This is a genomic window from Allobosea sp. 05T433 (assembly GCF_056396065.1).
Map to the genome: position 1 here is coordinate 163,346 of NZ_JBFTKS010000004.1, position 11,584 is coordinate 174,929.

At 65.3% G+C, this 11,584-nt stretch carries 13 protein-coding genes and 1 other RNA gene; 10 read left to right on the forward strand and 4 right to left on the reverse strand.

The features are described 5' to 3' along the window. Window positions 1–90 precede the first annotated feature (90 nt). Window positions 91–187, reverse strand: an RNA gene (gene ffs / locus AC1DGP_RS07140) — signal recognition particle sRNA small type. Between the two features lie 573 nt (window positions 188–760). Between ffs and rpmH the strand changes: the two genes are divergently transcribed. The 10 genes from rpmH to AC1DGP_RS07190 all read left to right on the forward strand — a co-directional run bounded on the left by rpmH (window position 761) and on the right by AC1DGP_RS07190 (window position 8,612). Continuing rightward, on the forward strand, window positions 761–895 hold the full coding sequence (gene rpmH / locus AC1DGP_RS07145; RefSeq protein WP_038364779.1) for a 50S ribosomal protein L34: 135 nt from the start codon (window positions 761–763) through the stop codon (window positions 893–895). Between the two features lie 11 nt (window positions 896–906). Beyond that, window positions 907–1,350 (forward strand): ribonuclease P protein component, encoded by a 444-nt coding sequence (gene rnpA / locus AC1DGP_RS07150; protein WP_476831905.1) that lies wholly within the window; start codon window positions 907–909, stop codon window positions 1,348–1,350. A 46-nt stretch (window positions 1,351–1,396) separates the two neighbouring features. Further along, window positions 1,397–3,289, forward strand: coding sequence for a membrane protein insertase YidC (yidC, locus tag AC1DGP_RS07155; protein WP_476831968.1), 1,893 nt, complete (start codon window positions 1,397–1,399; stop codon window positions 3,287–3,289). Between the two features lie 97 nt (window positions 3,290–3,386). Continuing rightward, window positions 3,387–4,019, forward strand: coding sequence for a CatB-related O-acetyltransferase (locus tag AC1DGP_RS07160; RefSeq protein WP_476767494.1), 633 nt, complete (start codon window positions 3,387–3,389; stop codon window positions 4,017–4,019). A 9-nt stretch (window positions 4,020–4,028) separates the two neighbouring features. Next, entirely contained in the window at window positions 4,029–4,694 is a 666-nt protein-coding gene (yihA, locus tag AC1DGP_RS07165) for a ribosome biogenesis GTP-binding protein YihA/YsxC (RefSeq protein ID WP_476831906.1), read from the forward strand. 108 nt (window positions 4,695–4,802) lie between these two features. Then, the gene (locus tag AC1DGP_RS07170) at window positions 4,803–5,171 is read left to right on the forward strand and encodes a DUF423 domain-containing protein (RefSeq protein ID WP_476767493.1); all 369 of its coding nucleotides are present in this window, start codon (window positions 4,803–4,805) and stop codon (window positions 5,169–5,171) included. An 82-nt stretch (window positions 5,172–5,253) separates the two neighbouring features. After that, the gene (gene argB / locus AC1DGP_RS07175) at window positions 5,254–6,153 is read left to right on the forward strand and encodes an acetylglutamate kinase (protein ID WP_043234901.1); all 900 of its coding nucleotides are present in this window, start codon (window positions 5,254–5,256) and stop codon (window positions 6,151–6,153) included. Between the two features lie 7 nt (window positions 6,154–6,160). Continuing rightward, window positions 6,161–6,376, forward strand: coding sequence for a hypothetical protein (locus tag AC1DGP_RS07180; RefSeq protein ID WP_476767492.1), 216 nt, complete (start codon window positions 6,161–6,163; stop codon window positions 6,374–6,376). Window positions 6,377–6,563: 187 nt separating this feature from the next. Then, window positions 6,564–7,307, forward strand: a complete 744-nt coding sequence (locus tag AC1DGP_RS07185) for a pyrimidine 5'-nucleotidase (RefSeq protein WP_476831907.1) — start codon at window positions 6,564–6,566, stop codon at window positions 7,305–7,307. 108 nt (window positions 7,308–7,415) lie between these two features. Then, window positions 7,416–8,612 (forward strand): O-succinylhomoserine sulfhydrylase, encoded by a 1,197-nt coding sequence (locus AC1DGP_RS07190; protein ID WP_476767490.1) that lies wholly within the window; start codon window positions 7,416–7,418, stop codon window positions 8,610–8,612. Between the two features lie 87 nt (window positions 8,613–8,699). On the opposite strand, the gene hemA is transcribed toward AC1DGP_RS07190, so the two are convergent. From hemA to AC1DGP_RS07205, 3 genes are all read right to left on the reverse strand, one after another. Further along, complete coding sequence (hemA, locus tag AC1DGP_RS07195; protein ID WP_476767489.1) at window positions 8,700–9,911, reverse strand: 5-aminolevulinate synthase; 1,212 nt, start codon at window positions 9,909–9,911, stop codon at window positions 8,700–8,702. Window positions 9,912–10,001: 90 nt separating this feature from the next. Next, window positions 10,002–10,802: an SDR family NAD(P)-dependent oxidoreductase gene (locus AC1DGP_RS07200; protein WP_476767488.1), complete on the reverse strand. Its 801-nt coding sequence runs from the start codon at window positions 10,800–10,802 to the stop codon at window positions 10,002–10,004. 145 nt (window positions 10,803–10,947) lie between these two features. Continuing rightward, a complete protein-coding gene (locus AC1DGP_RS07205; RefSeq protein WP_113516824.1) occupies window positions 10,948–11,571 on the reverse strand; it encodes a 2-hydroxychromene-2-carboxylate isomerase in 624 nt (207 codons plus the stop codon). Window positions 11,572–11,584: the final 13 nt, after the last annotated feature.

The following is an 11,584-nucleotide window of genomic DNA, read 5'->3' on the forward strand; positions in this document are numbered from 1 at the left end:
TACTCCGGCCGGGACGAGGCAGGAGCGGCCCCGATCCAAGGCTTGGATCGAAGACCTGGCAAGCGGGAGCAGCGCGCGAGGCAGCCGCAAAGTGGGAGGCTGGACGAAGACCCGTTCGGTCTCGTTAGGGCTGCTTCCTTCCGGACCTGACCCGGTTGGCGAGTGAGACGTCCCTCGCCAACCTCCCGGGCGCTATATCGTGCATGTCGATCGAGAGCGCAAGCGCGAGCTACGCCTTGTCGCGCAGTTCGCCCGGCCGCTTCCCCTCCTACCGCGCGAAGAGATTTTGCCGCGCGAAGAGATGATTTTGCCGCGCGAAGAGATGTTGCGCATGGGCATCCAGGATCGCATCCGACCGAAACCAGCCGCTCGGCCGCCTCCCCAACGCCGGCGCGAGCCGCTCTATGACAGAGCCGGCCCGATGAACCTCGGCGTCGTCAGCCTTGCCGCACGGGCGGCCCCTGGCGACGCCCTGCCTCTTTTCACGATCGAAGGCCCTCTGCACGCCGACTGCGTCGCGGCTCCTGATGATCAACGTCTTCAAGGCACGGACGGGCCGAGGAGCCGGGCCTGTCGATCCGCGCGGCATCGTCGCAGGATGCGCCTTCGGCATTGACTCGCCCCCGCCCTTCCGCCATAAGCCCGCGACCTGCGCAGCCTTTCGGGCGGCGCCGCCCCTTTTGCATGACAGGCTTGGCCGGCCGATTTTCCCCAGCGGGAACCCGGTCGCCATGCCGGAACAAGGCCCCGGAGACGGACCGTGAAGAGAACCTATCAACCCAGCAAGCTGGTTCGCAAGCGCCGCCACGGTTACCGCGCCCGTATGGCGACAAAGGGTGGCCGCAAGGTCATCGCCGCCCGCCGGGCGCATGGCCGCAAGCGCCTGTCGGCCTGAGCGACCGGCGCGTGACCTGCGCGCCGTTTCCGGAAGACAGGCCCATCGCCATGCGCCACGCCCGTCTGACCGAACGCAAACAGTTTCTGGCGGCGGCCGAGCATGGCCGCCGTTTTCGTTCGGCTGCCTTCACGGCGCAGGTGCGCGATGCCGCGGGTGAAGAAGGCCGTCACGGCCTGCGCCTCGGCCTGACCGCTTCCCGCAAGGTCGGCGATGCCGTTGAGCGCAACCGCATCCGGCGCCGTCTGCGCGCCGCCGCGAAACAAGCCCTTGCCGCCCAGGCCGACCGGCCCTGCGATCTCGTGATCGTCGCGCGGCGCGAGGTGCTGACAGCTCCGTTTTCCGCGCTGATCGCCGATCTTTCCGTCGCGCTCGATCGCGCCAGACCCGCAAAACCCGGCCGCAGGCCGACCGACAAGCGCCCCACCAGTGGTGGCACCCGTCCCCAGCCTTAGGCCAAAAGCCCTTCGGGGCATTCAGCGAGATCCGTTTCCGGTCATGATGAAAGAAGACAATCGCAACCTGCTTCTGGCGATCACCCTGTCGGTGGTCGTGCTGCTCGGCTGGCAGTTCTTCTACGGCGTGCCGCAGATGGAAAAGCAGAAGCAGGCCGCGCAGCAGAGCCAGCAGGCGCAGACCCAGACGGCCCAGCCGGGCTCGTCGGCTACTCCGGCTCCGGCGACCGTTCCAGGCCAGCCGGCAGCGACCGCCGCTCCCGGCACGGCCCAGGCCGTCGCTGCTGTCGAGACCCGCGAGCAGGCGCTCGCACGCGGTCCGCGCGTCAAGATCGACACGCCCAAGATCGCCGGCTCGATCTCGCTCACCGGCGCGCGCATCGATGACGTCTCGCTCAGGGCCTATCACGAGACCGTAGACCGCAGCAGCCCGAACATCGTGCTGCTCTCGCCGCTCGGCGGACCCAACGCCTATTATTCCGATTTCGGCTGGGTCGCCGCACCCGGCGCCAATGTGGTGCTGCCGAATGCGACGACCGTCTGGACCGCGGACGCCCAAGTGCTGCGCCCCGGTACGCCGCTGACGCTGACCTGGGACAATGGCCAGGGCCTGTTGTTCAAGCGGATGATCTCGGTCGATGACAACGCCATGTTCTCGATCCGCGACGAGGTCGAGAACAAGGGCGGTGCGCCGGTCACGCTGTATCCGTTCGGCCAGGTGGTTCGCCACGGCAAGCCGCATACGCTTGGCTACTACGTGCTGCACGAAGGCCTCGTCGGCAATCTCGGCGAGCAGGGCCTGCAGGAATACACCTACGACAAGATCGACAAGGAGCCGGCGCTCTCGCCCGGCACCACCGGCAAGGTCTGGAAGGACGCCGTCGGCGGCTTCCTCGGCATCACCGACAAGTACTGGGCGGCCGCGGTCATCCCCGATCAGCAGCGCAAGTATGACGGGCGCTATTCCTCGGTCCAGACCGGCAATTCGCACACCTACCAGGCCGATTTCCTGGGCGAGGCCGTCACGGTCGCGCCGGGCGCCAGCGCGACCGCCAATGCCCGGCTCTTCGCCGGCGCCAAGGAAGTCGCGGCCATCGACGGCTACGAGAAGAATCTCGGCATCAAGCGCTTCGAGCTGATGATCGACTGGGGCTGGTTCTATTTCATCACCAAGCCGCTCTTCTTCGTGATGGACTGGGTCTACAAGCACGTCGGCAATTTCGGCGTCTCGATCCTGATCGTCACCGTGCTGCTCAAGGCCCTGTTCTTCCCGCTCGCCAACAAGTCCTACGCCTCGATGGCGAAGATGAAGGCGGTGCAGCCGGAGATGCTCGCCATTCGCGAGCGCTACGCCGACGACAAGATGAAGCAGCAGCAGGCTCTGATGGAGCTGTACAAGACCCAGAAGATCAACCCGCTCGCCGGCTGCTGGCCGGTGCTGGTGCAGATCCCGGTCTTCTTTGCGCTCTACAAGATCCTGTTCATCACCATCGAGATGCGGCACGCGCCGTTCTTCGGCTGGATCAAGGATCTTGCCGCGCCCGATCCGACCTCGGTCTTCAACCTGTTCGGGCTGCTGCCCTTCGCGGTCCCCGCGATGCTGATGATTGGCGCTTGGCCGATCTTCATGGGCATCACCATGTTCATCCAGATGAAGATGAACCCGGAGCCGCCGGATCCGGTGCAGAAGATGATGTTCACCTGGATGCCGGTGTTCTTCACCTTCCTGCTCGGCTCTTTCCCGGCCGGTCTGGTGATCTACTGGAGCTGGAACAACCTGCTCTCGATCGTCCAGCAGGGCTTCATCATGCGCAAGCACGGTGTGAAGATCGAACTGTTCGACAATCTGAAGAGCATGTTCGGCAAGAAGCCGGCTGCGGCGGCAGCAACGGCGACGCCGGCGCCCGGAAAGCCGGCGAACAGCAACAAGGCGAAGTAAGCCTCCGGGCTGCGACGCGACGCCCCTCTCCCTCGGGAGGGGGGCTTTTTGCTTTTTTTTCGGACCTTGTTCACGCTGCCTTCGAAAGGGAGCCTCCATGCCGCTTCCCGATCCGCGGACCCTTCACCCGATCCCGGGCTGGAAGGGCACGGCCTTCCTGAAGGCCGTCGTCGACCACCCGCTGATCGAGGTCGGCGACTACAGCTATTATGACGACTCGCGCGGGCCGGAGCACTTCGTCGGCCGCTGCGTGCGCTATCACTTCGACTTCATCGGCGACCGGCTGATCATCGGAAAATTCGTCGCCATCGCCCAGGCGGCACAGTTCATCATGAATGGCGCGAACCACCCGATGGGCGGCTTCTCGACCTATCCATTCCAGATGTTCGGATTCGAGGGCGCTCCCGAGATGACGCCGGACAGGCTTGGCCTGCGTGGCGACACGGTGATCGGCAATGATGTCTGGATCGGCCGCGAGGCGGTGATCATGCCCGGCGTGACGATTGGCGACGGCGCCATCATCGGGACACGGGCCCAGGTCTCGCGCGATGTGCCAGCCTATGCGGTGGTTGTCGGCAATCCCGGTCAGATCGTAAAGATGCGCTTCCCGGCCGAGACGATCGCGGAACTCCTCGCCATTCGTTGGTGGGATTGGGATGCAGAGACAATCTCCCGCAATCTCGGTGCAATCGCCGGCGCCAACATCGACGCCTTGCGCGCCGCCGTGTAGGCAGGACCCATGACAGCAAGCACGACAACCCCCTTCACTCCGGACGAGATCGAGAGCGCTCGCAAGATCTTCGAAGGTCCCTGGGATTTCGTCTGGGCCTCGACCAAGATCGACGACCTGCCCCCCATGGTCGGCCAGGAGATCGCCTTTGCCGGGCGCTCCAATGTCGGCAAGTCGAGCCTGATCAATGCCCTGACGCGGCGCAATGCGCTGGCCCGGACATCGCATACGCCGGGCCGTACCCAGCAGCTCAATTTCTTCCGTCAGGTCGGGCATGATGAGCGCCTGACCATCGTCGACATGCCCGGCTACGGCTATGCCGCCGTCGGGCGCGACAAGGTCGCAGCCTGGACCAATCTGATCCACGAATATCTGCGCGGCCGCTCCAACCTGATGCGGGTCTATGTGCTGATCGACGCCCGCCATGGCATCAAGGATGTCGACGGCGCGGTGCTGGAGACACTCGACAAGGCCGCCGTCTCCTATCAGGTCGTGCTGACCAAGGGCGACGCGATCAAGAAGGCCGACCAGCAGTTCATGCAGGAAGCGACCTTCGACGAGATCAAGCGCCGGCCGGCCGCCTTCCCCGAGGTGCTGCTCACCTCGAGCGAAAAGGGCCTCGGCATTCCGGAGCTGCGCGCAGCGATCGCGCGCGTATTGGCAGAGCGGGCATAAGCCTCGCGGCTGCCGTGATGGCGAGGGAGGCGAGGCAATCCGGCCAGGCCTCCTCGCGAGGCCCCGCACGCCAGCATTTCGGTCCGGTCCAGAGAAAGTGATCCTGCCATGAGCGCCGCAAAGATTCATCTCACGCTGGCCGCGCTGATGGGCCTTGCGGGCGTGACGCTCCTGGCTGCGGCAGCGCATGGGCCAGGCACGAGCGGCCTCCAGACCGCCGGCCAGATGCTGCTGACCCACGCTCCCGTGATCCTGGGCGCAACGGCCGCACGCAAGGCCGGCCTGCTCTCCGATCTGCTGGCACGGGTCGCGCTCTCCGTCATCATCATCGGCGTCGCGCTCTTTGCCGCCGATCTCACCCGGCGTGGCTTCTATGACGAGCGGCTCTTTGCGGGCGCCGCACCTGCTGGCGGCTTCCTGATGCTGGCCGGCTGGCTCGCGCTGGCCTTCTCCGCCCTGTTCGCGCGGCGTAGCTGAACCGCGCCCGCCGGCTTCCGCCCCGGCCATTCTTCGGCTAGAAGGCCCGGCGCGCGATCCTCGCGTCCCGCGGAGCCTGCCGATGATCAATCCCGCCGTCCACCTGACGCCGTCGCAATCGGCAGAACTGCTGGTTCAGGCGCTGCCGCATATGCAGCGCTACGATCAGGAAATCATCGTGATCAAATATGGCGGCAACGCCATGGGCGATGCCGCGACCGCCGAGGATTTTGCCGAGGATATCGTCCTGCTCGAGCAGTCCGGCCTGAAGCCGGTCGTCTGCCATGGCGGCGGCCCGCAGATCGCCCGCATGCTCGACAAGCTCGGCATCAAGTCGGAGTTCAAGCAGGGCCTGCGGGTCACCGACCGCGCAACCGTCGATGTCGTCGAGATGGTTCTGGCCGGCTCGGTCAACAAGGAGATCGTCGGCTACATCTCGCGCGAGGGTGGCAAGGCGATCGGACTCTGCGGCAAGGACGGCAATATGGTGACCGCCCGCAAGGTGACCCGCACCGTCGTCGATCCCGATTCCAAGATCGAGCAGGTGCTCGATCTTGGCTTTGTCGGCGAGCCTGAAGCGGTGAACATCAGCGTGCTGGAGGCCGTGCTGAAGGCGGAGCTGATCCCCGTGCTGGCACCGGTCTGTGCCGCCGCCGACGGCCAGACCTACAACGTCAATGCCGATACCTTTGCGGGCGCGATCGCCGGTGCACTCAACGCCAAGCGCCTGCTGCTGCTGACCGATGTGCCCGGCGTGCTCGACAAGGACAAGAACCTGATTCCGGAGCTCACGGTGGAGCAATGCCGCCGCCTGATCGCGGACGGCACCATCTCCGGCGGCATGATCCCGAAGATCGAGACCTGCATCTACGCGCTCGAAAAGGGCGTCGAGGCGGTCGTCATCCTTGACGGAAAGATCCCGCACGCGGCGCTGATCGAGCTTTTCACCGATACCGGCTCGGGCACCATCATCAGAAGGTGATCCACCTTTGCCGGTGATGCGTGCCGGCAACGACAGGTTCATCATCCTCCCGGGGGGCGTCTCGGGAGGAGCGATCATGGATTACTCGATCACCATCGCGCTCGGCCTCGGCCTCTCGCTGGCCATGGTCGGTCTTGCACTCGTCCGCACCACATCACGACGGCGAGAGGATATCGCGCGTGTCCCGGCGCGAAGCGCCAGGTCGTTTCGGGACGAAAGGTAGGGAGACGGGCCGCATGAGTCTCAGGCGCGACCCGTTCACGCCACATGCGGCGCTTGAGAGAACGGCCTGATCATTGCTTTGATCGTGGGTCAGCAGCCTGACCGCCGATCGGCCGGTTTCGTCGCACGTCGGTAAACCTTTGCGGAAGACTTGCATGCTACGCTGACGTCGCCACATGACATAGCCCATGAATCAGAAACCGATCATATCCGCCGCTACGCCGCTCCTGCCAAATGCGGAAGCCTTTGCGCATGTCGAGCACTGGGTTTTCGATCTCGACAACACGCTCTATTCGCACGAGGCCAAAGTCTGGCCGCAGGTCGATGAGCGCATCACGCTGTTCCTCGGCGAACTGTTCGGGCTCGACGGGCTGTCGTCGCGGGCGCTGCAGAAATACTATTACCAGCGCTACGGCACGACCCTGAAGGGATTGATGGAGGAACACGGCGTCGATCCCGACGATTTCCTCGATTTCGCGCACCAGATCGACCTCTCCCTGCTCGATCCCAACCCCGCGCTTGGCGACGCCATCGCCGCCCTGCCGGGGCGCAAGCTCATCCTCACCAACGGCTCGCGCGGACATGCCGAGAATGTCGCGGGCAAGCTCGGTATCCTCCACCATTTCGAGGACATCTTCGACATCGTCGAGGCTGGCTTCCTGCCCAAGCCCGAGCGCGCGACCTATGAGCATTTCCTGGCGAAACATGCGGTCGATCCCAGCCGCGCCGCCATGTTCGAGGACATCGAGAGGAACCTGCTGGTCCCCAACGCGCTCGGCATGAAGACCGTGCTGATCCTGCCGCAGACGCCGGACCCATTCCGCGAAGCCTGGGAGCAGGCCGCGATTGAAGCCGGCCATGTCCACCACGTCACGACCGACCTCACCGGCTTCCTCACCCCGCTCGGGCGCCCGCCGAAACTGTCACGCTAAGGCGCAGATCTCGGGCGTTCCTTCCGGAGAATTTTTGTCCGTCTTTACGAACGATGGCTGAGCTGTTATTCCCCTTGTCCGTTATAACGAACGGCCGGAGTTCAGTTCATGTCAGGTCCAGACGCTGGCGCAAAGGCGCTGCATCCCGAAACGCGGCTGGTTCATGCCGGCACCCTGCGCTCGCAGTTCGGCGAGACGTCGGAAGCGCTCTTCCTGACGCAGGGCCATGTCTATGACAGCGCCGAGCAATGCGAGGCGCGCTTCCTGAACAAGGATCCGGGCTTCCAATATGCCCGTTTCTCGAACCCGACCGTGACCATGCTGGAACAGCGCATGGCCGCCTTCGAGGGTGCAGAAGCCTGCCGCGCTACGGCGACCGGCATGGCCGCCGTGACGGCAGCAGTGATGAGCCTGGTGCGTGCTGGCGACCACGTCGTCGCGGCGCAGGCCCTGTTCGGCTCCTGTCGCTATGTCGTCGAGGATCATCTGCCGCGCTACGGCGTGGAATCGACGCTGGTGAACGGCCCGGATATCGAGGCCTGGCGGAAGGCCGTGCAGCCCAACACCAAGGTCTTCTTCCTGGAAAGCCCCGCGAACCCGACACTCGAGGTCATCGACATCGCGGCCGTCGCCGCGCTGGCGAAGGAGGTCGGCGCCAAGCTCGTGGTCGACAATGTCTTCGCGACCCCGCTCTTCCAACGTCCGCTCGAACTCGGTGCCGACTGCGTCGTCTACTCGGCAACGAAACATATCGACGGGCAAGGCCGCTGCCTCGGCGGACTGGTCCTCGCCTCGGAGGAATTGATCCAGAGCGAGATCCAGACCTTTCTGCGCCAGACCGGGCCGGCGATGTCGCCCTTCAACGCCTGGGTGATGCTGAAGGCCCTGGAGACGCTGCCGCTGCGCGTCAACCGGCAGGCGCAGAGCGCCGCGATCCTTGCCGCCTGGCTGGCCAAGCAGCCCAAGCTGCCGAAAGTGATCTTTCCGGGCGACCCCAATCACCCGCAAGCCGAGATCATTGCGCGCCAGATGAGCGGTCCCTCGACCCTGATCGCCTTCGAGGTCAATGGGGGCAAGGAGGCCGTCTACCGCCTGCTCAATGCGCTCAAGCTGATCCGCATCTCCAACAATCTCGGCGACGCCAAGAGCCTGATCGTGCACCCCGCCACGACGACCCATCAGCGCTTCACGCCGGAGATTCGCGCCAGCATGGGCGTCACCGACGGGCTGGTGCGCTTCTCGGTCGGGCTCGAACATCCCGACGACCTGATCGCCGATTTCGAGCGTGCATTGGCGGCTGTCTGAGGGCCGCCCCTCAGCGAAGCGCAGAGCCGGGACCCAGGGCATTCCGGAATGGGTTCCGGAGCTCCCGTTCGGGAGAGGTCGGCGCGGCTATGCCGCGCGCTTCAGTCCCACCCTGCTCCAGATCTCGGTCAGCGCCACCACGAGCTGATCGATATCCGCATCGCTGTGCAGCGGCGACGGCGTGATGCGCAGCCGCTCGGTGCCGCGCGGCACCGTCGGATAGTTGATGGGCTGGACATAGATGTCGAAGCGCGCCAGCAGCTCGTCGCTGATCGCCTTGCACAGCCCCGCGTCGCCGACCATCACCGGGACGATATGACTGGGATTGGCGAGATGCGCGATGCCGACCGCGTCGAGCCGGCTCCTCAACGCCATGACCCTGTCGGCCTGGCGCTCGCGCTCGACTGAGCTCGTCTTGAGATGACGGATCGCGGCGAGCGCCCCCGCCGCAAGGTTCGGCGGCAGGGAGCTCGAGAAGATGAAGCCCGAGGCAAAGCTGCGGACATAGTCGCAGAGCGCGGCCGAGCCAGCGATATAGCCGCCCATCACGCCGAAGGATTTGGCCAGCGTGCCCTCGATCAGGGTCAGGCGATCGCTGAGGCCGTCGCGCTCGCTGATGCCGCCGCCACGCGGCCCGTAGAGGCCAACAGCGTGGACCTCGTCGATATAGGTCATGGCACCGAACTCGTCGGCAATGTCGCAGAAGGCGGCGACCGGGGCGATATCGCCGTCCATCGAATAAACCGACTCGAAGGCGATCAGCTTGGGCCGGGCCGGATCGATGCTCTGCAGCTTGCGGCGCAGATCGTCGGGATCATTATGGGCGAAGATCAGCTTCTCCGCGCGCGAATGCCGGATGCCCTCGATCATCGAGGCATGGTTCAGCGCATCGGTCAGGACGACGCAGCCCGGGAGCCGGGAGGCCAGTGTCGAGAGCGAGGCCCAGTTCGACATGTAACCGGAGTTGAAGAGAAGCGCTGCCTCCTTGCCGTGCAGGTCGGCCAGTTCCCGCTCAAGCAGCACATGGTAGTGGTTGGTGCCGCTGATATTGCGGGTGCCGCCGGCACCAGCGCCGCAACCGGCAAGAGCCTCCTGCATCGCGGCCAGCACGTCGGGATGCTGGCCCATGCCGAGATAGTCGTTGGAACACCAGACCGTGATCTCGCGGGGCCCGTCCGCGCCGTAGTAGCGCGCACGCGGAAAGCGCCCGACGATGCGCTCCAGATCGGCGAAGACCCGGTAGCGTCCCTCCTTGCGAAGCGCGTCGAGCTCCGTGCGGAAGAAGTGTTCGTAGTCCATCGGTGGCCTCCTGCGACGGGCCTCTCCTACGAGAGAGGAGCCTAACGCGAAATGGTGCGCGGTGTCGCGGGGGCCGTTACGGAACGACGGTTACGGCATGTACTGGCCGCCATTGACCTCGAGAATCTGGCCGGTGACGAAGCTGCCGAGTGTCTCGGAGGCGAGATAGAGGAACGCGCCGACGCATTCATCCGCCTTGCCGAGCCGGTCCATCGGGATGCCGGCCTGCATCGCGGCGAGTTGCTCGGGGGTCGAGTAGCGCTCGTGGAACGGTGTCATGATCACCCCGGGCGAAACGGCGTTGACCCGGATCCCGTGCTTGACCAGTTCGCGAGCCCAGCCGCGGGTCGCCGTCGAGATGAACCCCTTTGAGGCGGCGTAGAGCACGGAACCTGGGCCGCCACCAATGCGCGCCGCGACCGAGCTGACATTGACGATGCTGCCGCCCGTGCCCTGCGCGATCAGGGTCCTGGCCGCCTCGCGCATGAAATGCGCGACCTGGCGGATGTTGAGATCGATGATGTCGTCGATGATGCCATCGTCATAATCGGTGACCGGCACGCGCTTCACCAACCCGCCGGCATTGTTGATCAGCACATCGAGTCCGCCGAGGCCCGAAAGCGCCTCGGCCATGATGCGCGGAATCTCGCCGCTCTCCGTGACGTCGCCGCCAATCAGCACAGCCTTGCCACCGGCCGCCTCGATCTCGCGGGCCACCGCTTCCGCCTTGTCACGGCTGGCATTGTAGTGAACGCCGACGCGAGCGCCATTGGCACCGAAGGCCCGCGCAGCCGCCGCGCCAATGCCGGTGCTGGCACCGGTGATCAGTACTCTCTTGCCCCTGAGATCAGCCAATTGCGGCCAGTTCGGTGTCGAATGATCCTGTGTCATCGCGCTCGGCTCTCCCTTAATCGATTGAATTCTTGAGCACGCCTAGGAGGCGTTCCTGAACCATATCGCCTGGGGCACGGCATGCCAGCGCCTCGGTCGCAGGGCACCCGAGGCGTCGCGTCAGATCAGGCCTGCGAGAGCCTGATCAGGCTTGCGGGAGATAGGCAGCCCGCCCGCTCGCCAGAGCGGAGTCGAGGAGTTCGATACGGTCCTGGCCCCAGAAGACCTCGCCATCGAGCACATAGGAGGGCGCCCCGAAGACACCGGCGGCGATCGCGTCAACGCGATTGGCTTCATAGCGCTCAGAACTCGCCGCGCTCTCGGCGGCCGTCAGCAGGGCCTCGGCCGGAAGCCCCTCCGCGGTGGCCAGCCCGGCGATCACCGAGCGATCGCCCATGTCCCGCTCGTCCGACCAGATGGTGTGGAAGGCGCGGCGCAGGAACGCATCGGGATCATGGCCAGCCGCCACCACGGCGGTGACGAAGCGATCCGCCAGGGAAGGATCGAACGGCACATGCTTCGGCTGCAACACCAGCGGCAGGCCACGCCGTTCGCGCCAGCGCTGCAGCTCAACGAGACGATAGCGCTGGCGCGAGGGGTGGCGCTTCGGCAGCGGCAGTCCGCCCGTCTCGTCGAAAACCGCCCGCACCGGCATCGGCCGGTAGGTCACCGTCGCGCCATGGCGCTTGGCGGTCTCGAGGAAAGCCGCATGGCCGAGATAGGCCCAGGGCGAGGACAGCGTGAAGAAATAGTCGATCATGCGAGGCATTGGCAGGCGAATC